Origin of the sequence: Arthrobacter globiformis NBRC 12137, assembly GCF_000238915.1 — a bacterium.
In the GTDB taxonomy this organism is placed as follows: domain Bacteria; phylum Actinomycetota; class Actinomycetes; order Actinomycetales; family Micrococcaceae; genus Arthrobacter; species Arthrobacter globiformis.
This window is the reverse complement of sequence record NZ_BAEG01000027.1, coordinates 1-23403: the sequence shown is the minus strand read 5'-3', so window position 1 is coordinate 23403 and position 23403 is coordinate 1. Positions and strand designations below refer to the sequence as shown.

Sequence of the window (23403 nt, the reverse complement as noted above, 5' to 3'; positions counted from 1 at the left end):
ATGCCTGCCTGTCATCAGCCGTCAACCCCCATCAGTCAGCCAGTTCCACAATTACCGGCGCGTGGTCGGACGCGCCCTTGCCTTTGCGTTCCTCGCGGTCGATCGATGCGCCGGAGACCCGGGAGGCGAGGGCAGGAGAAGCGAGCACGAAGTCGATCCGCATGCCCTCCTTCTTCGGGAAGCGCAGCTGGGTGTAGTCCCAGTACGTGTAGACCCCTGGGCCCGGGGTGTGGGGGCGCACGACGTCGGAGTAGCCCACGGACTCGAAGGCGCGGAACGCGGCGCGCTCCGGTTCGCTGACGTGGGTGTAGCCCTGGGTGAGGAACAGATCAATGTCCCAGACGTCGTCGTCCGTGGGGGCGATGTTCCAGTCGCCCATTAGCGCGACCTGAGCGGACGGGTCCTCCGAGATCCAGCCTGCCGCGTGGTTCTTCAGGGAATCAAGCCACTTGAGTTTGTAAGGCATGTGCTCGTCATCGAGGGAGCGGCCGTTGGGGACGTAGAGACTCCAGACCCGGACTCCGCCGCAGGTAGCGGCCATGGCGCGGGCTTCCTGGACGGGATCCTTGCCCGCCTTGCCGAAGTGCGGCTGGTCCGTGAAGCCGCGTTCAACGTCGTCCAGGCCCACGCGGGAGGCGATGGCCACACCGTTCCACTGGTTGACGCCGTAGTGCGCCACCTCGTAGCCCATGCGTTCGAAGAGCTCCCACGGAAAGTTGTCGTCCTTGCACTTGGTTTCCTGGATGGCCAGGACGTCGCAGTCGGAGCGCTGCAGCCACGCCTCCACACGGTCGGCACGGGCACGCAGCGAGTTCACATTCCAGGTAGCTATCTTCACAGTCCTAACTTACCGAACTTGGACACCGCTGCTGCCGAAACAGGGGCATTCCGCTGTCCAAAACGGGGCACTTTGCCGCGGACACGCCGGGACTAGGCGCCCGCGGGCACCCTTGGCGCCGCAAAGTGCCCCACGACGGCGGCAGCTCACCACCGCCGCCAACCCCGTCTTAGGACCTCTGGAATTTAGTAGGAAGTCCGAGTAGATTCAGCACCAGAGATGACCGGGGTCATGCAAAGGAGCATCCATGGTTCGCGAACTTTCCCACTATATTGGCGGCCGGCGGGTAGACGGCACGTCCGGCCGGTACGGCGACGTTTTTGATCCCTGCACCGGAGAGGTCCAGGCCAAGGTGCCGCTGGCGGGCGCGGAGGAAGTCCGAAATGCCGTCGCGAACGCCGAAAAAGCCCAGCTGGAGTGGGGCGCCATGAACGCGCAGCGGCGTGGCCGCATCCTGCTCAAATTCGTGGACCTCGTGAACCAGAACATGGACGAGCTCGCCTCCCTGCTCTCCTCGGAACACGGGAAGACCCTCGCGGATGCCCGCGGCGACATCCAGCGCGGCATCGAGGTGGTGGAGTTCGCCGCGGGCGCCCCGCACCTGCTTAAGGGCGAGTTCTCCGACGACGCCGGCGCGGGCATCGACGTGCACTCCATGCGCCAGCCCCTCGGCGTGGTTGCAGGCATAACGCCCTTCAACTTCCCCGCCATGATCCCGCTGTGGAAATCCGGCCCCGCACTCGCGGCAGGCAACGCGTTCATCCTCAAGCCGTCCGAACGCGATCCTTCGGTACCACTGCGGCTGGCCGAGCTCTACTCCGAGGCGGGGGTGCCGGACGGCGTGTTCAACGTGGTCAACGGCGACAAGGAAGCCGTGGACGCGCTGCTCGAGGACCCGCGCGTGCAGGCGATCGGCTTCGTGGGTTCCACCCCGATCGCCCAGTACATCTACGCCACGGCCGCGGCGCACGGCAAGCGGGCGCAGTGCTTCGGCGGCGCCAAGAACCACATGGTGATCATGCCGGACGCAGACCTTGACATGGCCGCCGATGCCCTGATCGGGGCCGGCTACGGGTCGGCCGGTGAACGCTGCATGGCAGTGTCCGTGGCCGTTCCTGTGGGGGAGGAGACCGCGAACAGCCTTGTGGCACGGCTGCAGGAACGGATCAAGTCCTTGAAGGTGGGCCACAGCCTGGCCAAGGACTCCGACTTCGGACCGGTGGTCACGCCAGCCGCCAAGGAACGGATCGAGGGGTACATCAAGTCCGGCGAGGAGGAAGGTGCCTCACTCCTGGTGGACGGCCGCGGCCTCGCCGTGGACGGCTACGACGGCGGGTTCTGGGTTGGCCCCACGCTGTTCGACAACGTTACGAAAGACATGAAGATCTACCGCGAGGAGATCTTCGGCCCCGTGCTCAGCGTCCTGCGCGCATCCGACTACGACGAAGCCCTCCGGCTCTGCAGCGAGAACGAGTTCGGCAACGGCGTGGCCATCTTCACGCGCGACGGTGACGCGGCACGGGACTTCGCCAGCCGGGTGCAGGTGGGCATGGTGGGCATCAACGTCCCCATTCCGGTGCCCATTGCCTACTACACCTTCGGCGGCTGGAAGGCGTCCGGATTCGGAGACCTCAACCAGCACGGCGCCGACGCCTTCCGCTTCTACACCAAGACCAAGACCGTGACCTCACGCTGGCCCTCCGGCATCCGGCAGGGTGCCAGCTTCATCATGCCGGAAGGAAGCTGATGACTGAACCTGCCCCGAACGGACCGCCGGAAAACCCGGGCTTGCTTTCTGAACAAGAGGTGCTGTTCGAACAACGGGGCAACCTGGGGGTGGTCACGCTCAACCGGCCCAAGGCGGTCAACGCGCTCACGGCCGGCATGGTCTCCGCCATGTTGGAGCAGCTGACCGCCTGGGCCGACGACGACACCGTGGCCACCGTGCTGGTCCGGGGTGCCGGCGACCGCGGCCTATGCGCGGGCGGGGACATCGTGGCCATCTACCGGGACATCCTCGCCGGCGGCGACGAAACGGCCGGTTTCTGGGCTGACGAATACCGGCTGAACTCGCTCATTGAGCGGTTCCCCAAGCCGTATGTGGCGTTCATGGACGGCCTGGTGCTCGGCGGCGGCGTGGGCATCTCCGCCCATGGCTCGCTGCGCATCGTCACCGAACGGACCCGGACCGGGATGCCGGAGACCACCATCGGATTCGTGCCCGACGTCGGCGGCACCCTCCTGCTCTCACGCTCACCGGGGGAGGCGGGTACCCATGCCGCCCTCACCGGCGCCCACCTCAGCGGGGCGGATGCGCTTTTCCTGGGGCTTGCCGATTACTTTGTCCCGTCCGGCAGCCTCGCGGACCTCGCGGCGGCGCTGGAAAACGAAAGTGCGGAAGCCGCCGTCGTACGCTTTGCCGAAAAGCCGCCAGCCTCGGCGATGGAGGCGCAGCGGGACTGGATCGACGCCTGCTACTCAGCGGACGACGCCGAGGAGATTGTCCGGCGGCTGCGTGCCGCCGGCGGGGAGGCCGCGGCGGCCGCCGACACCATCGAGGCGAAGTCGCCCACCTCCGTCAAGGTGACCCTGGCCGCGCTCCGCCGGGCGCGGGGGCTGACGCTCGACCAGGCGCTCGCCGAGGAGTACCGCGTGGGACTGCGGTGCCTCGCCGGAGCAGACTTCCGGGAGGGGATCCGGGCGCAGGTGGTGGACAAGGACCGCAACCCGCAATGGCGTCCGGCGACGCTGCGGGAGGTACACGCCGACGACGTCGGGCGGTACTTTGCGCCGTTGGGCGACCGGGAACTGGTGTTGTGGGAAAAGGAGTCGGACCATGCCTGAAGAAGTTACCCGCGCTGAAGAAGCGAAACCGCGTGTTGCCTTCCTGGGACTGGGTCACATGGGCGGTCCCATGGCGGTGAACCTGGTCAAGGCAGGCTACGACGTCGTCGGTTTCGACGTGGTGCCCGCGGCGCTGGAAGCAGCGCGCGGGCATGGCATCCCCGTCGCCGCGAGTGCCGCGGAAACCATCCCCGGAGCGGACGTCGTGCTCACGATGTTCCCGAGCGGGCAACATGTTCTGGACGCCTACCGGGGCGGGGACGGACAGCCCGGGCTGCTGGAGGCCGCGGCGCCGAACACCATGTTTCTGGACTGCTCCACGATCAACGTGGACGAGGCCCGGGAAGCCGCCAGGCTGGCCCTCGACGCAGGGCACCGCTCCGTGGACGCCCCGGTTTCCGGCGGCGTGGTGGGGGCGGAGGCCGGCACCCTGACGTTCATGGTCGGGGCGCTGCAGGAGGACTTCGAGACAGTGCGGCCCCTGTTCGACGTCATGGGCAAACGCGCGGTGCTGTGCGGAGAGCACGGCGCCGGCCAGGCCGCGAAGGTCTGCAACAACCTCATTCTCGGTGTCTCGATGATCGCCGTCAGCGAGGCGTTCGTGCTCGGGGAGAAGCTGGGGCTGACGCACCAGGCCCTGTTCGACGTCGCGTCCGCGGCGTCAGGGCAGTGCTGGGCCCTCACCACCAACTGCCCCGTTCCGGGACCGGTGCCCACCAGCCCGGCCAACCGCGACTATCAGCCTGGGTTCGCAGGGGCCCTGATGGCCAAGGACCTCCGGCTGGCGCTGAACGCCCTTCAGTCCACCGGCGTCGCCGCCCGAATGGGACCGCTGGCCTCCGACATTTACGACGCCTTTGCCGCGGAAGGCGGGGCAGGCCGGGATTTCTCCGGCATCATCACCGACATCCGGGACAAGTCAGGACAGTAGGCTTAGTTTCAGGACATAGCAACCACATGAGGGGCATGGATGACGCACGAGTACGGGAACATTCTGGTGGAACGCCGCGGGCGCGTTGGCCTCGTTACCCTGAACAGGCCCGAGGCGCTGAATGCCCTGGACAGGACCACCCTGGAAGAACTCGTGGCGGCGGTTTCGGCCATGGACACGGATCCCGGCGTGGGCGCCGTGGTGATCACCGGCTCGGGAAAGGCCTTCGCCGCGGGCGCCGACATCAAGGAGATGGCGGACAAGGGCTACCTGGAGATGTACGACGCCGACTGGTTCCGCGGGTGGGAGGACCTCACCCGGCTGCGCATTCCGCTGATCGCGGCCGTGTCCGGATTCGCGCTGGGCGGCGGCTGTGAGCTGGCCATGATGTGCGACTTCATCATCGCCGGGGACAACGCCAAGTTCGGCCAGCCCGAGATCAACCTTGGCGTTGTGCCGGGCATGGGCGGATCGCAGCGCCTCACCCGCGCCGTGGGCAAGGCCAAAGCGATGGACATGATCCTCACCGGCCGGTTCATCGACGCGGCGGAGGCGGAGCGCTCAGGCCTGGTGGCCCGCGTGGTGCCGGCGGCGGACACCGTGGAAGAGGCACTGAAGGCCGCGGAGGTCATCGCGTCCAAGTCGAAACCGGCTGCCATGCTGGCCAAGGAAGCCGTCAACGCGGCCTTCGAGACGGGGCTGGCACAGGGCGTGCTGTTTGAGCGGCGGCTGTTCCATTCGCTCTTCGCCTCTGAGGACCAGAAGGAAGGCATGGCTGCTTTCGCGGAGAAGCGCCAGCCGGAGTTCAGGCACCGGTGAGTGCCAGGCTGACCGGGGAGCGCACCGTGAAGGGGACTTCCCTGCGCGTTGTCCCGGCAGCCATGGTCTCGCTGGCCGGCTTTGTCCTGTTCGCGCTGGACCAGAGCCTGCCGGGATATGCCCTGCTTGCCGCGGCGCTCGTGGTCGCGGCGCTGGTGGACCGGCTGCTGTTCCGTGACCTCGCGCTGATAGCAGCCGGGGTGGCCATCATCAGTGCCGTGCCGATCACCACCGACGTCAGCACCTCCCACATGCTCGTCATGGGCTCGGCCATGATCGCGGCCGTCGGGATCCCCTACGCCGTGTCGCATTTCCTTACCAAGGAGCACGCGGTGGTGTTTCCGGTCCGGACCGGGCAGAAATGGACGCGTGCGGAGAAGTGGTACCTGCCCGCCGTCGTGGTCATTGGCTACGCCCTGCTGCCCGTGTACATGATCCGGACCGGGGTCTACATGAACTGGCCCGCAGTGCATGACCCCGAGGGCATCGCGCGGCTTTTCGTCGGCACCAACGCCCTGGGCATCTGGGATGAGCTGTTCTTCATCTGCACCTGCTTCGCGCTGCTTCGCCGCCACCTGCCTGACTGGCAGGCCAACCTGCTGCAGGCCGTCCTGTTTACCTCGTTCTTGTGGGAACTGGGGTTCCGGGCCTGGGCACCGTTCTTCATCTACCCGTTCGCCCTTCTCCAGGCGCGCATCTTTACCTGGACCAAGTCGCTGTCGTACATCGTGAGCGTGCACCTGCTCTTCGACTTCGTGCTGTTCCTGGTGCTGCTCCACGCGCACAACCGGGCGTGGGTCGACATCTTCCTGTACTGATTTCTGTACTGCCTCCCGGTGCGGCCCGTGGAGTTTTGTACAGACATCGGCCTCACAAGGCCCTTTTTGCTCGCGACATCTACAAAAACTCCACATAGTCCGTCGCTATTGGCCGCCGGGATTTCACTCGCAGTTAATCGCGATGCCTTAGCCTTGCACTTCAGGCAAAAGTCTTTATTCAGGCAAACGTCCGAAAAGGGGAACGATCGTGGCCGATATCGCTGCTGTACTGGGACGGCTCACCGCGGCTGAGCTTGAGGAAATCCATGCCACAGGCCCGCAGGGGCACTTGAGCCGCAGGATCGTGGAAGCGCTGGACCGGGCTGCCGGCGGTCCCGGCGGCGGCCGCGGCTACTATGTTCCGGCCGGAAGTGTCAGCGGAACCGGCAGCCCGCACGTTGTGCTGAGGAGCGACGTCGCAGCCTGGCTTTTCGGGCATTCCGCACCGGCCGCCGTCGCCGACCCCGCGTAAAAGTCAACGCCGGGCTAAAGCCGGCCCGGCATAGAAGCGTGCCCGGCGCAAAAGCGAACCCGGCGTAAGAGTGTCCGGGCTAGCCTGCCGCCTGTGCTGCCGGCGTGAGGGCGGATGCTGGTGCCGTGCCGGGGGAGCTATCAGATCTGCTGTTTTGCTGCCGCATGCCGCCGCCGTTGAGGATGGTGCCCAGCAAGCCATGGGCCGCCTCGAGGACGTCGCGTACCTCAGGAGACGTCAGTTCGTAGAACAGGCGGCCGTCCTTCCGGGACGGAACGATCAGCCGCTGGCGCCGCAGGATGCCGAGGTGCTGGGAGAGGTTCGAGGCTTCAAGGCCGGTGCAGTCCCGCAGGTTGCTCACGGTCACCGGACCACTGACCAGCATCTCCAGGACCAGGATGCGTGCAGGGTGCCCCATGGACTTGAACAGGTCAGCCTTTACCTCGGTGTGAATCACGCCGTGGGGCATGTCACCCATGATGGATTCCTTCCACTGTTCCTTGCCAGATGTTGCCAGCCAGGTATTGCTCGGCCCGCCGAACTGGTGCCCCCAAGGCGTATAGACCTAAGTATAGAGACAGAACGGTCTGTCTCCAGCGAGCGGGGTGAACTTTTTGTTGGCGAGTCGGTCCTGCAGGGGCGCGGCGGCCCGGGAGTGGCCACGGACAGGCCTTGCCAAGACGCCGCAACTGGTTCACAATTTCATAAATTCCTCAATTGCCGCCCCGGCTCATCCGCGGGAGCGGCAAGGAAGAAAATCTCAGCTGCTTCCGGCGACGACGGCGTCCCGGACGCCGTGTTCCCGGATCCAGGAGGGCTAAATGGCTGGCATGTTCGAACTCTTCATTGACGCAGAGGCTTCATTCAGATTCCAGCTCACCGCCCCGGACGGCACCGTGATGGCCGTGTCCCGCCCTTTTCCCAGTAAGGCTGCAGCGGTTGAAGGCATCGCTGCCGTTCGCGAGTACGCCGGAATGGGGCACGTGCGGGAGCTCGCCTCGGCCCCGGTGGACCGCTTCCTCGGTTCCCGCCCCCGGACTGCCGTTCGCCCTCTTCCCCAGCGCATACCCGTCAAGTGCCAGGGGATGGCCGGATAGGGCGGCCGGGAGCTGCGATGAGCCTTCCGAAAACCGTGCGGGCGTACTCGAGCGCACTCGGGCCAACAGATTGTGTCGCCGGCACGTTCTACTACGATGCCGTCTCCGGACGGCTCGAGTGGTCAGATGAGCTGTACACCCTCCACGGTTACCGCCGCGGCGACATCGTCCCCAGCGTGGAGCTGCTGTATGCCCACAAGCATCCGGACGACAGGGAGCGTTGCCATGACATCTTCATGGCTGCCTGCGAAGCGGGCGGATTCTTCTGCAGCTACCACCGCATCATCGACGCGCGCATGCGCGAACATCGTGTCCTCACCGCGGGCGAGGCGCTCATGGAGGACGGCAGTCTCAGAGCGGTTGAGGGATTCATCGTTGACCTGACCAGCACGCTGCACTGGGAAACCGAAAAGGCAGCACGCGAAGCAGTTGCAGGCGCCCTTGGCACCCGAAGCACCATCGAACAGGCGAAGGGCATCCTGATGGGGATCCTGCGGATTGGTTCCGAGGCCGCCTTCGACCTGATGGCCAAATACAGCCAGGACACGAACATCAAGGTCGCCAGCACGGCTGCAGACCTCGTGCGGCTTGCCAACAGCCCGCAGCCGGCGGCATTGCTTGACGCGTTCGTCCAGGAGCTGCGGCGGCCGTCCGAAAGCCATGCGGACAGCCCTGCCGAGAAGGACGGCGTGCCAAGCTGCTAGCCGCAGGGCCGCCAGTCAGTCCGCCAAACCGGTCAGTCCGTGAAGTCCCCGGCGCCGCGGCGGAAGTCGCCCAGGATCCGGATCAGCTGGTTCACATCCTCTTCACCGAAACCGGACTGACCGAAAACTTCGCCGTTGAGCACCGCCGTCGCCCGCTTTGCCAGCGTGCGCCCCTCGGCCGTGAGCTCGATCAGGGTGGTGCGCCCGTCCGTGGGATGCGGCGAACGGACCACCAGCCCCGCCGTTTGGAGGCGGTCGACGGCGTTGGTCACCGAGGTGGGATGGACCTGGAGCAGGGCGCTCGCCTTGTTCATGGGCAGGGCGCCGCTCCTGGCGAAGCTGAGCAGCGCCAGCAGCTCGTAGCGGGCGAACGTCAGTCCGAAGGGCTTCAGGGCCCCCTCGATCCGGGCCATCAGGATCTGCTGGGTGCGCATGATTGCCGTGATGGCGGCCATCGGGGCGGCGACGTCGCCCCAGCCGTGGCTCTCCCAGTTGCGCTGTGCATCGGCAATCGGGTCGCGGGGCAGCGGGGGGCTCACGGTTCAGCCCTGGCTTTTCAGGCCCGGGAAATCCGTTTCGGAGTATTCCGTGCCCAGGCCTGGCGGAACGGCCGCCTGGGTGCCGTCCGCGTGGCGGATCTCCTCGCTGTGCCGCAGCTCAACCCGGCGGATCTTGCCCGAGATGGTCTTCGGCAGCTCGGCGAACTCCAGCCGGCGGATGCGCTTGAACGGCGCCAGGTGGTCGCGGCAGTAGCGCAGGATCTCCTCGGCGAGCTCGGGCCCCGGCTCGTGGCCCGCCGCCAGTACCACGAATGCCTTGGGTACGGACAGCTTCAGCGGATCAGGCGAAGGAACGACGGCGGCCTCCGCCACCGCCGGGTGCTCGATGAGCACGCTCTCCAGCTCGAACGGGGACAGCCGGTAGTCGGAGGACTTGAAGACGTCGTCGTCCCGGCCCACGTAGGTGATGACGCCGTGCTCGTCCCGGCTGGCCATGTCGCCGGTGTGGTAGTAGCCGCCGCGGAATGCCTCGGCCGTCTTCTCCGGGTCACCGTAGTACGACTTCATCAGCCCTGCGGGGCGGGGATCCAGGCGCAGGCACAGCTCGCCGTCGTCGGCCTCTTCTCCGGTAGCCGGATCGACGAGGACCACGTCGTATCCCGGCAGGGGCAGGCCCATGGCGCCGATCTTGACCGGCTGGCCGGGGGTGTTGGCCACCTGCACCGTGGTCTCGGTCTGGCCGAAGCCGTCGCGGATGGTCTGGCCCCAGGCGCGCTGGACCTGGCCGATGACCTCCGCGTTGAGGGGCTCGCCGGCTGAAACAACCTTGGTGGGCGGATTCTTGAGGAGCGTGAGGTCGGCCTGGATGAGCATCCGCCAAACAGTGGGCGGGGCGCAGAAGCTGGTGACCTTCTCCCGGTCCATCTGCTCCATGAGAGCCTTGGCATCGAAGCGTTCGTAGTTGTAGACGAACACGCAGGCCTCGGCAATCCACGGGGCGAACAGGTTGGACCAGGCATGTTTGGCCCAGCCCGGGGAGGCCACGTTGAGGTGCACGTCGCCCGGCTCCAGGCCGATCCAGTACATCGTGGACAGGTGGCCCACCGGATACGAGGTGTGCGTGTGTTCCACGAGCTTGGCCTTGGAGGTGGTGCCCGAAGTGAAGTAGAGGAGCAGGGTCTCATCTGCCAGGGTGGGCGCGTCGGGCGTGAAGTCGGCGGGTGACCCTGCCGAATCCGCGTACTGCAGCGCCTCGCCCGTGCCGTTGATGCCGACACCGTTGATGCCGGCGCCGTTGATGCCGGCGCCCGCGGCATCGGGGATGCCGATCAGCCGGTAGCGGCCGGGCACCTCGGCAAACTTGCCCAGGTTGGAACTGCCGACGGCGGCCCAGCCCGCTTCCCCGCGCTCCACCCGGTCCTTCAGGTCCGCGGGACCCATGAGGGTGGTGGTGGGGATCAGCACGATGCCTAGCTTGACGCCGGCCAGCACGAGCTCCCACAGTTCCACCTGGTTGCCCAGCATGATGATCATGCGGTCGCCGCGCTTCACGCCCTGGCTGCGGAGCCAGTTGGCCACCTGGTTGGACCGGGCCGACAGTTCAGCGAAGCTGCGGCGGGTGGCCGAGCCGTCCTGCTCCACGATCACCAGTGCCGGGTTCCCGCCGCGATCAGGATCGGCCGCGATGGCGTCAAACCAGTCGAGCGCGAAATTGAACTCCGAGGGCCGCGGCCATTCGAAGCTGGTTCTCGCCTGCCGGTAGTCCTGGCGCGCAGCGAGCAGCTGGTCTCGTGCGGCCCGGAAGTCGTCGGTGACTGTCATGGGGCACCTTTCGCCTGGGGATTCACGTTCTAGTGATCCACATCACTGTGCAATATACTAGGACATCCAAGGGTTTGGAAGAGCGAAGGGATCTATGCCCGTGCAGCCACAAGGACGTGACAGCGGACAGACCACAGAGGTGACAGCGGAGGAACCGGGGGTGATTGGACCGCCGTTTGCCGACGCGGATCTTATGTATGTTGCGGACCTGCTTCCGCCGGCCGAACGGACACGCTACCTCGAGATCAGGGACTTCCTGCAGTCCAGGGTCCGGGCCCAGTCCATCGAATACTGGAACAGGGAGGAGTTCCCGTTCGGGCTTCTCGCGGAGCTGGGAAAGCACGGACTTGGCGGGCTGCAGACGGACGGGACATCCACGCTCTTCAAGGGCCTGATGTACGTTGAGGTGGCCCGCGCCGACGTCTCCCTGTCGGCCCTGGTGGGCATCCACAACGAGCTGATCGTCGGCATGATCGACGCCCTGGGGTCGGATGAGCAGAAGCAGCGGTGGCTGCCGGGACTGACTGCTTTCACGCAGCTGGGGGCGTTCGCACTGACCGAACCGGAGCACGGCTCGGACATTGCCGGCGGGCTGGCCACCACGGCCCGGTTTGAAGACGGCGAATGGGTCATCGACGGCGCCAAACGGTGGATAGGCGCGGGAACAATCGCCGACTTTGCGCTCGTGTGGGCCAGGGACACGGCGGACCATCAGATCAAGGGCTTCATTGTCGAGACGGACCGTCCCGGCTACACGGCGACCAAGATCAGCAACAAGATCGGGCTGCGGATCATGCAGAACGCCGACATCCGGCTGGACGGCGTCCGCATTCCGGAAACCAGCATGCTCCCTGGCGCCACGGATTTCACCAAGGCCAACGAGCTGCTGAGGGATTCGCGGGCGTGGGTGGGCTGGCAGGCCGCCGGAATTCAGCTGGCGGCCTTTGACGTTGCCCGCTCCTATTCGCTGCAGCGCCGCCAGTTCGGCAAGGAGCTGGCGCGCTTCCAGCTTATCCAGCAGCAGCTCGCAGAGATTCTGGGCAACGCTTCGGCGTCGCTGGCCCTGATGGCGCAGCTGGCCCGGATCCAGGAGGACGGCAGGCTGGAAATGGCGCAGGCGGCGATGGCCAAGGCCACCACCACCCGGCTGGCCCGCGCCTCCGTGGCCATGGGCCGGTCGCTGCTGGGCGGCAACGGCATCAGCAGCGACTTCGAGATGGGAAAGCTCTTCGGCGACGCGGAGATCCTGTACACGTACGAGGGCAGCTACGAGATCAATTCCCTGATTGTGGCCCGGGCGGTCACAGGAAAATCGGCCTTCGTGTAGGACGTCCTGGCCGGTCAGTGCGTCACCCTGCCCGCGCCTTACTCGGCCAGGGTGGCGGCTTTACGCGCTGCGGCCTCGAGGTGCTCCACGTAGGCGGCCTGCTCCTCGGGCGCCCGCTGCGGAAGGTTGGGGTCGTTGGGGCCCTGCCCGGCGGAACCGTCAATGAGTTCCCGGATGATGTCGGCATGCCCCAGGTGCTGCGCCGTCTCCGCGCACATGTGTACCAGCATCTGGTGCAAGGTCACGTGCCGGCGTTCTTCCCGCCACCAGGGCACAATCCCGGGAGCGTCCAAGGACAGCGCTTCGATGGTGGCGTCGGTGTGCGCCGCTGAGAAGTGGTGCAGCTCCACGATCTCGGCGCGGGTTTGCTCCGGGGTGGCCCACATGTCCGCGTCCGGCTCGGCACCGTCGGCGAACCAAGGCAGCTCCCGGTCGCTGGGCCGTCCGAATACCTCGCTGAAATAGCCCAGTTCCACACTGGCCACGTGTTTGACCAGGCCCAGGAGATTGGTGCCGGTGGGCGTCATCGGCCGGCGGACGTCATACTCACCGAGGCCGTCGATCTTGGCCAGTAGCTGGGCGCGCCGTGTCCGCAGGTAATGGTGCAGGGTCGCTTTTTCATCCATGGCGGCACTCTACCGGGCGGGAGTACCAAAACTGTGGGAACCAAAAACTCCCCTGTGCGTGCCAGGCACGGACAGGGGAGTTTTTGGAAAGCCGTTACAGCGGGCGAATGTTCTCTGCCTGCGGACCCTTGGGGCCCTGGGTCACTTCGAATTCGACCTTCTGGTTTTCATCCAGGGAGCGGTAGCCGCTCGAGGCAATTGCCGAGTAGTGGGCGAATACATCTGCCGATCCATCATCCGGAGCGATGAAGCCGAAGCCCTTTTCGGCGTTGAACCATTTAACTGTGCCTGTTGCCATTGCTACTTCCTTTGTAACGCTTATTCTGGTCCTGCTCCGACAGCAGGCAGAGGCGGAAACTGTTGTCCGCTGTCTCCAACCTATGGGCGTTCCGCCGGGCGTGCAATAGCTACCGTCATCAGGAGTCCCACCAGTAACGGGAGATTCTGTCCACGATCGCTAATTCAAAACGCCGTTTGCTGGGCTAGGCCGTGCCGTCCGGCCCCTGTCCGGTGTCCTCCCACAGCACATCGAGATTACGGAATACCGGGGGACCGTCGCACAGGGCCGCCATTTTCGCGGCGAAGTCGGAGGTCTCAGGCCGGTTGGAGTTTTCCATCGCCGACTCGTAGGAGTCGAACTCCACGATGGTGAAGTACGTCCCGGGACGGTCCCGGTCCGCAGTGGCAATGATGCGGCGAAACGTCGGTGCGGTGGTTCCCTCGGTTCTTGACGGGCGGCCCAGCGCTTCGACCTCCTCGATGCGTGAGGTCTGGAATTCGATGATCTGCACAAACCCGGCCATGACGGCTCCTCGACGGCGGTGGTGACTGATGCGGATCACGGTAGACCCCGTGCCGGGCCGGCGCAACCGTTTCTACGGCGTCAGGAGCACCTTGATGGCCCGGCGCTCGTCCATCGCCTTATAGGCTTCGGCCGCCTCCTCCAGGGGCATCTCGACGTCGAACACCCGCCCGGGATTGATGGCGCCGGACAGCACGTCCTTGAGCAGCTCGGGAATGTAGGTGCGGGCCGGCGCCATTCCGCCGGACACGGCGATGTTCTTGTCGAACAGGTAGCGCAGCGGGATCTCCGCACCGCCGGTGGGGACCCCAACGAAGCCCAGGGCGCCGCCGGGCCGGGCGGAATGCAGCGCCTGCTCCATGGACTCCTTGGTTCCCACGCACTCGAGCACAGAGTCGGCCAGCACTCCGCCGAGCAATTCACGGACCTTGGCGACGCCGTCGTCCCCGCGTTCCTCCACAACGTCCGTGGCGCCGAACTCGCGGGCGACGGCCTGACGGTCGGCGTGGCGGGACATTGCGATGATCCGTTCGGCGCCGAGCCTCTTTGCCGCAAGGACGCCGCACAGTCCCACGGCGCCGTCGCCCACCACCACTACGGTCCGGCCGGGGCCCACCTGGGCGCTGACGGCGGCGTGGTGCCCGGTGGCCATGACGTCCGAGAGGGTCAGCAGGCTGTTGCGCAGCTTTGCATCCGGCTCGGTGACACCCGGTACCTTCACGAGCGTGGAGGCGGCGAGCGGGACGCGCACGGCCTGGCCCTGGCCGCCGTCGACAGCGAGCCCGGCGTCGTCCGTTCCGCCCCAACCGGCGAGGCGGTCACAGGCCACGGTGACGCCGTTCAGGCACTGCGGGCACTGCCCGCAGCTGACCACGAAGGGGGCGATCACAAAGTCGCCCGCCCGGAGTGAGGACACATCGGCACCTGTGCTTTCCACGACGCCGACGAATTCATGGCCGATGGCGGAGGCGTGGCGGACCGGCTTCACGCCGCGGTAGGGCCACAGGTCCGAGCCACAGACGCACGCGGCAGTCACGCGGACCACGGCGTCCGTGGGGAGCTGGACGGCCGGATAGTCGCGGTCCTCCACCCTGATGTCTCCGGGTCCGTGGATGATGGTGGCGCGCATGGCTGCTCCTCTCGAAGGGCGGGGCTGGACGTGACCGAGTCTAGCCCTGCTGCAGGGACGCGCACGGGCGCCGGCCGGCAGCCGCTAGCGCATCCCCTCGCGGCGGATGGCGGTGGCGATGGCCGCGGCCCTGGTCTCGACGCCCAACTTGGCGTAGATGTGGGCGAGATGGGTCTTGACGGTGGCCTCGGAGATGAACAGCCGCTGGCCCAGTTCCTTGTTGCTGAGCCCTTCGGTGAGGAGGCTCAGCAGCTCGGCCTCCCGCGGGGTCAGGACGTCGTCAGGGTTGCGCAGCTGCTGGAACAGGCGGGAGGCCACCGGTGGGCTCATCACGCTTTTGCCCTGGACGGCGCCCCGGACGGCGGCAAAGATCTCCTCCGGCGCGGCGTCCTTGAGGAGGTATCCCATGGCGCCGGCGTCCACGGCACGGACAATGTCGGCGTCGGAATCGTAGGTGGTGAAGACCAGCACGGCCTGCCGGCGGTTGCGTTCGCGGATCTTCCTGATGGCCTCGATCCCGTCCATGCCCGGGCCCATGGCGAGGTCCATCACCACGACGTCGGGGGAGTGCCCTTCCACGGCGGCCAGGGCTTCCTCGCCGGAGGACGCCTCCGCCACCACCTCGATGTCCGGCTGTGTGCCCAGCAGTGCCTTCAGTCCGCTGCGGACCACGAGGTGGTCGTCCACGAGGAGCACGGTGATGACGCTCATTTTTCCCCCTTTGCCGGCAGCTGCGCTGCCACAACAGTTCCCTCGCCCGGGGCGCTTTCCACCGAGAAGACGCCGCCCAGTTGCTCCACGCGCTGCCGCATGGCCCGCAGTCCGTATCCTCCGGCGTCCGACGGCGGTGCTACCGCCGCCGGGTCGAAGCCCGTACCGTCGTCGTAAATGTCCAGCGTGACCGCATCCGGCAGGAAGCCAAGGGTGATGGTTGTGGTGTCCGCGGAGGCGTGCAGCTTGATGTTCGCGGCGGCGCTTTGCACCACCCGCAGGAGTGTGTGCCGGACTTCGGCCGGGACTGCCCGCGGTTCGCCGGTGACCAGCAGCCTGGCGTCCGGCACGTACTGGGAGGCGGCCTGCAGCAGGGCGTCCGGCAGCGGTGAGGCGTCGAGGCCGGGCGAGGCCAGTTCGTGGACCAGGCTGCGGGTGTCGGACAGGTTTCGGCGGAGCAGCTCACTGGCCTGCCGGAGATCCTGCCGGGACGCCGGCTCCGGCCAGGCCCGGTTTGCCGCTTCGAGCAGGAGCAGACTGCTGGCGAGGCCCTGGGTCACGGTGTCGTGGATTTCCCGGGAGACCCGTTCTCGCTCCGCGATGGTGCCCGCGCGGCGCTCGCTGGCCGCCAGCTGCCCCTGGGCGAGGGATACTTCGTGGTGCAGGCGCCGCTGCTCGGCGGCGTCGTGCTCAATGCGGTCATATATCAGCGTCAGCAGGACGCCGACGGCGAGCGGGCCCAGGAGCATGGCCAGATCGCTGCCGTCGCTGAGCCGGAACAGCCCCGCTGCGGTGGCCGCCGCCGTCGCCCCTGCCGCCGCGTAGGCGACCGTCCCGGTGAAGGCGATGCGGCACAGGAAGAACAGCGCAAACGAACACCAGGCGAAGCTGGGTGCGGAGACCACCAGCACAGCCCAGACGGCCACGAGTACGAACATCCATACGGCCCAGGGCCGCCGGCGCTGGGCGAGCACCGCGATGACCGCGTACAGGGCGCACGCGGCGGCTGCCAGGGCGAGGACCAGCTGGTTGTCCTGGGCGCTGTGCCGCATCACGTAGCGCACCACCGAGGCAACCATGAGCACGGCGAAGCCCAGGTGGACCGCGGCGTCGATCCGTCCCAGCCGGCTGCCCGGAGCAGGGCCGGTCCGGGCGGGAGGAAGTTCCGGTGCGGCAGAGAGGGCTGGGGAGGGCATGGCGGGTCCGGTTCCGGTGGGTGACGTACTACGGACCATGCTATTGCCCGCGCCGTTGCTGGTCTCTCAGCCTTTTGGCTGATACCGCCAGCCGAAAGGACCAGACGGCTGCACCTGATGGCCTGATGCATCCGCTCCGCGGCAGGTCCACCATGGAAATGCAGCCGTTTGGCTACGTCTCACCGAAGGAGAACCACCGTGAAGAAGTCCCAGAAGATTTTTGCCGCCGCGGCAGCCGGAGCGCTCGTCATCACCGCCGGTGCCACCGCCGTCGCCAATGCCGGATCAGGGTCTTCCCCCGCGGCCGCTTCGATCCAGCCTGCGGCCGCGCAGGCAGCAGTGCCCGCCGCGGATGTCCAGCCGGGTGCGGACAACGTCGTCGCCCAGAACCGGATCACCGTTGGCGCCTCGGCGAAGGCGGTGGGCGCCGCGCTCGCCAAGTGCCAGGCCGACAAACTGCCGTTCGTGACCGTGGCCCTCGTTGACCGGTTCGGCACCGTGCAGGCACTCCTGCGTGGCGACAACGCCGCCGAGCACACCATCGAGTCCGCCAAGCAGAAGGCCTACACCGCAGCAGCGTTCGGCAGCCCCACGAGCGAACTCGCCAAGCGCATCAGCGGCAACGGGCCGAGCATCGCCGACCTTCCCGGCACCCTCTTCCTCCCGGGCGGCGTCCCGCTGAAGGTGAACGGCGTCTCCGTGGCGGGCATCGGCGTCGGTGGCGCCCCTGACGGCAAGCTCGATGAAGCCTGCGCCGAGGCCGGCGCCGCCGCAATTGCCGTCAAGTAGGTTGCGGGCCGTGACCCGGGACGCATACGACGGCGGCCGGCCGGCCACCGCTCTGCCGCTCGCGGGCCTGGCTGTAGTGGTTTCCCTACTGGCGGGGTGCGCTTCGGGCTCCCCGCCGGCCGGATCCCCTTCGGCGGGCAGCCCCGGGTCAGTCAGTTCGGCGCCAGCCGGTTCAAGCCAGGGCAGTTCGGCCAGCCCGACGGCGGCGGGAGGTTCCGGAGTGAGCGGGACCGTGCGGCCGCCGTCGTCGACACCCTCCGCCCCGCGTCCCTCCCTGCCCCCGGGTGGCCAGCGGAAGCTGGACCAGCGGCTGGTCCTGGCCGCGAAGGCCAACGATGCTGCGCTCGTGGCGCGGCTGATCCGGGAAGGCGGGAACGTGAACGCCAAGGATCCCATCCAGGACTCAGCCTTCCTGTACGCCGGTGCCGAGGGCTTCAACGAGGTCCTGCGGCTGACCCTGGCCAACGGTGCGGACGTCAGGAGCACCAACCGTTTCGGCGGCACCGCCCTGATCCCGGCGAGTGAGCATGGGCATGTGGAGACTGTACGGATCCTCATCGCCGCCGGCGTCCCCGTCAATCACGTGAACAAGCTCGGCTGGACCGCGATGCAGGAAGCCATCCTCCTCAACAACGGAGGCCCAAGGCAGCAGGACGTGGTCCGCCAGTTGCTCGATGCCGGCGCCGACCCGAATATCCGAGACCCGGAGGGCAGGACGGCTTTGGAGAACGCCGAGCGGCTGGGCTTTGCCGAGATCGCCCGGCTGATCCGCGAGGTTGAGCAGGGCTGAGGTGCAGGGCCGCAGCGTCAAAGTCCGGCCGGTTCGGCGAGCCCCGCCGCAACCGTAAACTCCGCCTCCGTCTTCTCCCGGATTTCCTCCACGGTGACGCCGGGGGCGAGGCGGGTGAGCGTGAGCCGCCGCCCGCCGTCGTCCGTCTTTTCAAGGTCGAAGACTGCCAGGTCGCTGATGATCCGGTCCACGACGCTCAGGCCGGTGAGCGGAAGGGTGCACTCTTTGACGATCTTGGCGGACCCGTCCTTGGCGTTGTGTTCGGTGAGGACCACGACGCGCGGGGTGCCCGCGACGAGGTCCATGGCGCCGCCCATGCCCTTGACCATTTTGCCGGGGATGGTCCAGTTGGCGAGGTCGCCGTTGCCGGAGACCTGCATGGCGCCCAGGATCGCGACTTTCACGTGGCCGCCGCGGATCATGCCGAACGAGGTGGCGGAGTCGAAGATGCTGCCTCCGGGCAGGACGGTGACGGTCTGCTTGCCGGCGTTGATCAGGTCGGCGTCCTCCTCGCCTTCGTAGGGGAACGGGCCCATGCCGAGCAGCCCGTTCTCGCTTTGCAGGATCACGCGCACGCCGTCGGGCAGGTTGTTGGCCACCAGCGTGGGGATGCCGATGCCGAGGTTGACGTAGTCGCCGTCGTTCAGTTCCTCGGCCGCGATTGCAGCCATGTCATTCCGGGTCCAGGCCACGGGAGTCTCCTTCTTAATTGTTGACGAGTTCAGTGCGGGGGCGGACGGTGCGCTGTTCGATGTCCTTGATCCTGGTGCTGGCCTGGACCAGTTGCTGGACGTAGACGCCGGGTGTGACGATGTGGTTCGGGTCCAGGGCGCCCGGTTCGACGATGACCTCTGCCTCGGCGACGGTGACGGCGCCTGCGGTGGCCACGACCGGGTTGAAGTTCCGGGCGGTGTAGCGGTAGAGGAGGTTGCCGTCCGTGTCGGCGGTGTGGGCGTGGACCAGCGCGACGTCGGCGAGGATGGCGCGCTCCCGAATGTACGTTTCGCCGTCGAACACCTCGTGCGGTTTGCCTTCGGCTACCAGGGTTCCCACGCCGGTTTTGGTGTAGAACGCCGGGATGCCGGCGCCGCCGGCGCGCAGCCGCTCGGCCAGGGTGCCCTGCGGGGTGAACTCCACCTCCAGCACCCCGGCGAGGTACTGCTCGGCGAACAGCTTGTTCTCGCCGACGTAGGACGCGATGACCTTGCGGACCTGGCCCGCTTCGATCAGGATGCCAAGGCCCTTGCCGTCCACACCCATGTTGTTGGACACCACCGTCAGTTCTTTCACACCGGAATCGCGCACGGCCTCGATCAGGTCAGCCGGAATCCCGCTCAGCCCGAACCCGCCCACCGCGAGGGTGATCCCGTCGGCAAGCACATCGTGCAGGGCCTCTGCGGCGCTGGACTTCAGTCTGGACATCGCATCTCCTCGTTGAGCTGTGTCGCAGTCCACTTTATGGACGCTCTTTCTGACTCTGGAGCGTATGTGTGCCCTAGTGGCGGTGTCAAGGTTCTTTCGCGCCACGCCGATCGCGCTTTTACACTGTGGACGCTAGGCTGGGAAGTATCCATATTATGGACTTTCAGGGAGGATGCCGTGAATCAGGTACCGGTCCAGGGCGCTCAGGTCGTCAGCCGCATTGCGGGGCTGCTGCGAATTGTGGGGCGCAAGCCGGAGGGAAGCCCGCTCGTGGAGCTGGTGCGTGACTCGGGGCTGACACGTCCAACCGTGCACCGTCTGCTCACGTCACTTGCGGCCGAGGGTCTCCTCGATCATGATCCCCAGAACGGGAACTGGGTGCTCGGCCCCGAGGCCCTGCTGATGGGATCAGTGGCCGCCGCGCGCTTTCCGTTGGAGGACCTGGCGCGGCCCAGCCTGCGACGGCTTGCCGAGGAGACCGGTGAGAGCGCCTTCTTCTCGATCCGGAGGGGGGCCGAGACCGTTTGCCTGCTGCGGGAGGAGGGCAGCTTCCCCGTCCGCTCCTTCGTGCTTCACGAAGGTGTCCGTTTTCCGCTGGGCGTGGCATCGGCAGGAACAGCGATCATGGCGTTTCTGCCCGAGGCGGAGCAGGAACAGATCCTGGGGGACTGGGCTGGCCACGCCGGCAAATACTCCAACGGACACCCCGAAGACGTGGTCCGGGACAACCTGCGGCAGACCCGCCGGCGCGGCTACTCGGTGAACCCGGGCCTGGTGCTGGAAGGCAGCTGGGGGATGGGCGCGGCGGTCTTCGACCAGGCCGGCCGTCCGTCGTGGGCGCTGTCCCTGACCGGGATCGAACCGCGCTTCCGTGGGGATCGGCGCGAACTGCTGGGTCGGCTCCTGCTGGAGGAGGCCCACCGGCTCACCGTCAGGCTCGGATCGGGTAGCCAGCGCAGGCGGCAGAACTAGCGGGAGCACATCTCCCTGGGCGCAGCGGCCAGTCCTGGTGTCCGCACCCGTCGGCCCGGGAACCGGGTACTAACTGTTGTGGTGCCTGCCGGGCGTGCCTACTCTTGCAGAAGAGTTCTTCCCCTTGTGGAAGCCTGGACAGCACCGAAGGAGCCAGAGCCATGAGCACACGGGTCTACTTTGAGGAATACGGCGATCCGCAGGTCCTGAAGGTGGGCACGGAGAAGCTGGCCGAACCGGGTGACGGCCTGGTGCGGGTGGAATTCCGGGCGGTAAGCGTCAACCCGGCTGACTGGAAGCTCGTGGCCGGCTATCTGCAAAAGTGGGTTCCGCTGGACTTTCCGGCGGTGCCGGGCAGCGAGGCGGCCGGCGTGGTGACCGCCGTCGGGCCCGCATTCGAGGGGTTTGCCGTGGGTGACGAGGTCATCTGGAACGGACTGCTGGGCGGCTACCGGGCGGAAGCCGTGGTGCCGGCGGACCAGCTGACTCCCTTGCCGGCGGGCGTGGACTTCGAGCAGGCGGCGTGCATCCCCGTGGCAGGAGGCACGGCGTATTCTGCCCTGAAGCAGCTCGCCGTGGGAGCGGGGGACACCGTGCTGATCCATGGCGCCGCAGGCGGGGTTGGCTCGGCCGCGGTCCAGATCGCGCAGGTGTTCGGTGCGAGGGTGATCGGCACGGCCTCGGAAGACAACCAGGAGTACCTCAGCGAGCTGGGCGCCGAGCCCGTGACGTACGGTCCCGGGCTTGCGGACCGGGTCCGGGCGCTGGCCGAGGACGCCGGTACAGTCACCGCGGTCCTGGACACTGTGGGGAGCGGGGACTCGCTGGCGGTAACAGCCGAGCTGCTCCAGGGCATCGGCCGGGCGGTGACCACCGTTCCGGGCGGGCAGTCATCCGCGGCCGGGCTGGCCGCCGTCCAGCAGCTGGAAGGCCGGGTGGCGGAAGTGGGGATGCTCGCCGCCGAAGGACAGATCACCTTCACGATCGCGCACCGGATGCCGCTGATCGAGGCCGCCGACGCCCTGGAAATCAGCCGTGGCGGCCACGGCCGCGGGAAGATCCTGCTGCTGCCCTAGGACCTGCTGCCCTGGGGCCGGCCGCCTAGCTAAACGGCCGCTCCAGCCAACGCCTTAGAGTCCTGCGCGGCCTTCTTCCGGGCCCTCGTGCTTCCACCACGTGTCGAAGATGCTGACCGGAACGGTGCGCTTGTGCCGGGTCCGCAGGTACTTCTGTTCGATCAGCTCTGCTGCGGTATCGCCGACGTCGCGGCCCTCGAGGTAGTCGTCGATCTGGTCGTAGCTCAGGCCCAGTTCGTCCTCGTCGGTGCGGCCGGGCCTGTCGTCCAGGAGGTCGGCCGTGGGCACCTTCTTCCACACCCGTTCCGGGGCGCCGAGGTACTCCAGCAGGGCACGGTTCTGCCGCTTGTTCAGGCCGAACAACGGCAGGATGTCGGCGCCGCCGTCGCCGTACTTGGTGAAGAACCCGGTGACGGATTCAGCACCGTGGTCGGTGCCGATGACGAGGTAGTTGTGCTCCCCGGCCAGGGCGTACTGGGCAATCATGCGCGTGCGGGCCTTGGTGTTGCCCTTGTGGAAGTCGGAGATCCCGTTGCCGACAGTCTTTTCGAACTCATCCTCGAAGCCGTCGACGGCGGCGGAAATGTTGAAGGTCCATTCCTTGGAGGCTTTGATGAAATCCAGGGCCGCCTGCGCGTCCTCCTCGTCGTGCTGGACGCCGTAGGGAAGGCGGACCGCCACGAACTGCGCGTCCGTACCCTCTGCCTGCAGCTCTTCGACGGCGAGCTGTGCGAGCCGCCCGGCGAGCGACGAGTCGAGGCCGCCGGAGATGCCCAGGACGAAGCCCCTCGTGCCGGTGGCCTTGAGGTACTCCTTGAGGAAAGTGACGCGTTTGCGCACCTCCTCTGCGGGATCGATCCGGGGCTGGACGCCCATTTCTTCGATGATCTTGGCCTGGAGTGTGCGCATGGGAAACAGCCTAGTCAGCGGAATCCGCAAGGCTCAACTGTTTCCGCCCGAGTCCCGGCGCGAGCGAACACTCGAGCCCCACGAGCCGGGGCTCAAATGTCCGTTCGCGCTCTGTGCTGCCGCGGGCCGGGAGGCGTACCGTATGGCTCATGGAGAGTACAGGGTGCGTGGTGGTGGGCGGCGGGCCGGCCGGCATGATGCTGGGCCTCTTGCTGGCGCGCGCCGGCGTTGAGGTCACCGTCCTCGAAAAACACGGCGACTTCCTCCGGGACTTCCGCGGCGACACCGTCCACGCGTCCACCATCCGGCTCATCGACGAACTCGGCCTCGGCACCGAGTTCCGCGGGCTGCCGCAAAGCCGGCTGCGCAACGTGGCCTTCCCGACGCCAGGCGGCGGCCTGGTCACGCTGGGAAATTTCGCCGCCCTGCGGCCGCCGTACAACTACATCGCCATGATGCCCCAGTGGGACTTCCTGAACTTCCTCGCCCGCGCCGCCGAACAGGAGCCAACGTTCACGCTCCTGATGGAGCACAAGGCGAGGTCCCTCATGTCCGACGGCGGACGGGTCACCGGTATCCGGTACGTCACCAAGGACGGCACCGAAGGCGCGCTCCGCGCAGACCTCGTGGTGGCCACGGACGGCCGGCATTCAGTACTGCGCCAGGCGGCGGGACTGAAATCGAAGGAATACCCGGTGCCGTTCGACACATGGTGGTTCAAGCTGCCGCGGGCGGAGTCGGAGCAAGGCGAAGTCGCAGGAATCGTTCCCGCCTTCGGGGACCGCGACGCCGTGATCGCCCTGTTCAGGG

27 protein-coding genes are annotated in these 23403 nt (G+C 67.0%); 14 read left to right on the top strand and 13 right to left on the bottom strand.

The features are described 5' to 3' along the window. Window positions 1–31: 31 nt before the first annotated feature. Window positions 32–838: an exodeoxyribonuclease III gene (locus ARGLB_RS03810; RefSeq protein WP_003799104.1), complete on the bottom strand. Its 807-nt coding sequence runs from the start codon at window positions 836–838 to the stop codon at window positions 32–34. A gap of 247 nt (window positions 839–1085) precedes the next feature. On the opposite strand from ARGLB_RS03810, the gene ARGLB_RS03805 reads away from it, so the two are divergent. The 6 genes from ARGLB_RS03805 to ARGLB_RS03780 all read left to right on the top strand — a co-directional run bounded on the left by ARGLB_RS03805 (window position 1086) and on the right by ARGLB_RS03780 (window position 6722). Further along, complete coding sequence (locus ARGLB_RS03805; RefSeq protein ID WP_003799102.1) at window positions 1086–2585, top strand: CoA-acylating methylmalonate-semialdehyde dehydrogenase; 1500 nt, start codon at window positions 1086–1088, stop codon at window positions 2583–2585. Then, window positions 2585–3682 carry an enoyl-CoA hydratase/isomerase family protein gene (locus tag ARGLB_RS03800; protein ID WP_003799100.1) on the top strand — a complete coding sequence of 366 codons (1098 nt, stop codon included), beginning with the start codon at window positions 2585–2587 and terminating at the stop codon, window positions 3680–3682. The genes ARGLB_RS03805 and ARGLB_RS03800 overlap by 1 nt, the downstream gene beginning before the upstream one ends. Continuing rightward, window positions 3675–4613, top strand: a complete 939-nt coding sequence (gene mmsB, locus ARGLB_RS03795; RefSeq protein WP_003799099.1) for a 3-hydroxyisobutyrate dehydrogenase — start codon at window positions 3675–3677, stop codon at window positions 4611–4613. Before ARGLB_RS03800 ends, mmsB begins: the two co-directional genes overlap by 8 nt. Before the next feature lie 39 nt (window positions 4614–4652). Next, window positions 4653–5432, top strand: a complete 780-nt coding sequence (locus ARGLB_RS03790) for an enoyl-CoA hydratase (protein ID WP_003799098.1) — start codon at window positions 4653–4655, stop codon at window positions 5430–5432. A gap of 62 nt (window positions 5433–5494) precedes the next feature. Continuing rightward, on the top strand, window positions 5495–6250 hold the full coding sequence (locus ARGLB_RS03785; RefSeq protein WP_245531470.1) for a CPBP family glutamic-type intramembrane protease: 756 nt from the start codon (window positions 5495–5497) through the stop codon (window positions 6248–6250). A 208-nt stretch (window positions 6251–6458) separates the two neighbouring features. Next, window positions 6459–6722: a hypothetical protein gene (locus ARGLB_RS03780; RefSeq protein WP_003799094.1), complete on the top strand. Its 264-nt coding sequence runs from the start codon at window positions 6459–6461 to the stop codon at window positions 6720–6722. Window positions 6723–6801: 79 nt separating this feature from the next. On the opposite strand, the gene ARGLB_RS03775 is transcribed toward ARGLB_RS03780, so the two are convergent. Continuing rightward, window positions 6802–7200: an ArsR/SmtB family transcription factor gene (locus ARGLB_RS03775; RefSeq protein ID WP_003799092.1), complete on the bottom strand. Its 399-nt coding sequence runs from the start codon at window positions 7198–7200 to the stop codon at window positions 6802–6804. A 343-nt stretch (window positions 7201–7543) separates the two neighbouring features. Between ARGLB_RS03775 and ARGLB_RS03770 the strand changes: the two genes are divergently transcribed. Together ARGLB_RS03770 and ARGLB_RS03765 are read left to right on the top strand one after the other, a co-directional pair. Continuing rightward, the gene (locus ARGLB_RS03770) at window positions 7544–7819 is read left to right on the top strand and encodes a YegP family protein (protein ID WP_003799091.1); all 276 of its coding nucleotides are present in this window, start codon (window positions 7544–7546) and stop codon (window positions 7817–7819) included. Window positions 7820–7836: 17 nt separating this feature from the next. After that, a complete protein-coding gene (locus ARGLB_RS03765) occupies window positions 7837–8523 on the top strand; it encodes a PAS and ANTAR domain-containing protein (protein WP_003799090.1) in 687 nt (228 codons plus the stop codon). 32 nt (window positions 8524–8555) lie between these two features. Here ARGLB_RS03765 and ARGLB_RS03760 read toward each other — a convergent pair whose 3' ends face one another. Beyond that, a complete protein-coding gene (locus ARGLB_RS03760; RefSeq protein ID WP_003799089.1) occupies window positions 8556–9062 on the bottom strand; it encodes a MarR family winged helix-turn-helix transcriptional regulator in 507 nt (168 codons plus the stop codon). 3 nt (window positions 9063–9065) lie between these two features. Continuing rightward, window positions 9066–10844: an AMP-binding protein gene (locus ARGLB_RS03755; RefSeq protein ID WP_003799088.1), complete on the bottom strand. Its 1779-nt coding sequence runs from the start codon at window positions 10842–10844 to the stop codon at window positions 9066–9068. 193 nt (window positions 10845–11037) lie between these two features. Here ARGLB_RS03755 and ARGLB_RS03750 point away from each other — a divergent pair, with 193 nt between their 5' ends. Further along, window positions 11038–12171 (top strand): acyl-CoA dehydrogenase family protein, encoded by a 1134-nt coding sequence (locus ARGLB_RS03750; protein WP_245531469.1) that lies wholly within the window; start codon window positions 11038–11040, stop codon window positions 12169–12171. A 38-nt stretch (window positions 12172–12209) separates the two neighbouring features. On the opposite strand, the gene ARGLB_RS03745 is transcribed toward ARGLB_RS03750, so the two are convergent. The 6 genes from ARGLB_RS03745 to ARGLB_RS03720 all read right to left on the bottom strand — a co-directional run bounded on the left by ARGLB_RS03745 (window position 12210) and on the right by ARGLB_RS03720 (window position 16635). After that, complete coding sequence (locus tag ARGLB_RS03745) at window positions 12210–12797, bottom strand: DinB family protein (RefSeq protein ID WP_003799086.1); 588 nt, start codon at window positions 12795–12797, stop codon at window positions 12210–12212. A gap of 94 nt (window positions 12798–12891) precedes the next feature. Next, window positions 12892–13095 carry a cold-shock protein gene (locus tag ARGLB_RS03740; RefSeq protein ID WP_003799085.1) on the bottom strand — a complete coding sequence of 68 codons (204 nt, stop codon included), beginning with the start codon at window positions 13093–13095 and terminating at the stop codon, window positions 12892–12894. Between the two features lie 184 nt (window positions 13096–13279). Continuing rightward, window positions 13280–13600: a putative quinol monooxygenase gene (locus tag ARGLB_RS03735; RefSeq protein WP_003799084.1), complete on the bottom strand. Its 321-nt coding sequence runs from the start codon at window positions 13598–13600 to the stop codon at window positions 13280–13282. Between the two features lie 72 nt (window positions 13601–13672). Next, complete coding sequence (locus ARGLB_RS03730) at window positions 13673–14728, bottom strand: zinc-dependent alcohol dehydrogenase family protein (protein ID WP_003799083.1); 1056 nt, start codon at window positions 14726–14728, stop codon at window positions 13673–13675. An 84-nt stretch (window positions 14729–14812) separates the two neighbouring features. Then, on the bottom strand, window positions 14813–15439 hold the full coding sequence (locus ARGLB_RS03725) for a response regulator (RefSeq protein ID WP_003799082.1): 627 nt from the start codon (window positions 15437–15439) through the stop codon (window positions 14813–14815). Then, window positions 15436–16635, bottom strand: coding sequence for a sensor histidine kinase (locus ARGLB_RS03720; RefSeq protein ID WP_003799081.1), 1200 nt, complete (start codon window positions 16633–16635; stop codon window positions 15436–15438). Before ARGLB_RS03720 ends, ARGLB_RS03725 begins: the two co-directional genes overlap by 4 nt. Before the next feature lie 198 nt (window positions 16636–16833). Between ARGLB_RS03720 and ARGLB_RS03715 the strand changes: the two genes are divergently transcribed. Both ARGLB_RS03715 and ARGLB_RS03710 read left to right on the top strand, forming a co-directional pair. Then, the gene (locus ARGLB_RS03715) at window positions 16834–17424 is read left to right on the top strand and encodes a GlcG/HbpS family heme-binding protein (protein ID WP_003799080.1); all 591 of its coding nucleotides are present in this window, start codon (window positions 16834–16836) and stop codon (window positions 17422–17424) included. Window positions 17425–17644: 220 nt separating this feature from the next. After that, a complete protein-coding gene (locus ARGLB_RS03710) occupies window positions 17645–18214 on the top strand; it encodes an ankyrin repeat domain-containing protein (RefSeq protein ID WP_003799079.1) in 570 nt (189 codons plus the stop codon). A 17-nt stretch (window positions 18215–18231) separates the two neighbouring features. On the opposite strand, the gene ARGLB_RS03705 is transcribed toward ARGLB_RS03710, so the two are convergent. Together ARGLB_RS03705 and ARGLB_RS03700 are read right to left on the bottom strand one after the other, a co-directional pair. After that, window positions 18232–18906 (bottom strand): CoA transferase subunit B, encoded by a 675-nt coding sequence (locus tag ARGLB_RS03705; RefSeq protein WP_003799078.1) that lies wholly within the window; start codon window positions 18904–18906, stop codon window positions 18232–18234. A 13-nt stretch (window positions 18907–18919) separates the two neighbouring features. After that, window positions 18920–19636 (bottom strand): CoA transferase subunit A, encoded by a 717-nt coding sequence (locus ARGLB_RS03700; protein WP_003799077.1) that lies wholly within the window; start codon window positions 19634–19636, stop codon window positions 18920–18922. A gap of 177 nt (window positions 19637–19813) precedes the next feature. Here ARGLB_RS03700 and ARGLB_RS03695 point away from each other — a divergent pair, with 177 nt between their 5' ends. Both ARGLB_RS03695 and ARGLB_RS03690 read left to right on the top strand, forming a co-directional pair. After that, window positions 19814–20608 carry an IclR family transcriptional regulator gene (locus ARGLB_RS03695; protein WP_003799076.1) on the top strand — a complete coding sequence of 265 codons (795 nt, stop codon included), beginning with the start codon at window positions 19814–19816 and terminating at the stop codon, window positions 20606–20608. A gap of 161 nt (window positions 20609–20769) precedes the next feature. Continuing rightward, window positions 20770–21684, top strand: coding sequence for an NADP-dependent oxidoreductase (locus tag ARGLB_RS03690; RefSeq protein WP_003799075.1), 915 nt, complete (start codon window positions 20770–20772; stop codon window positions 21682–21684). 54 nt (window positions 21685–21738) lie between these two features. On the opposite strand, the gene nadE is transcribed toward ARGLB_RS03690, so the two are convergent. Beyond that, window positions 21739–22593 (bottom strand): NAD(+) synthase, encoded by an 855-nt coding sequence (gene nadE, locus ARGLB_RS03685; protein ID WP_003799074.1) that lies wholly within the window; start codon window positions 22591–22593, stop codon window positions 21739–21741. Between the two features lie 149 nt (window positions 22594–22742). On the opposite strand from nadE, the gene ARGLB_RS03680 reads away from it, so the two are divergent. Then, window positions 22743–23403 (top strand): FAD-dependent monooxygenase (locus ARGLB_RS03680; protein WP_003799073.1); only part of this gene is annotated, 661 nt, incomplete at its 3' end.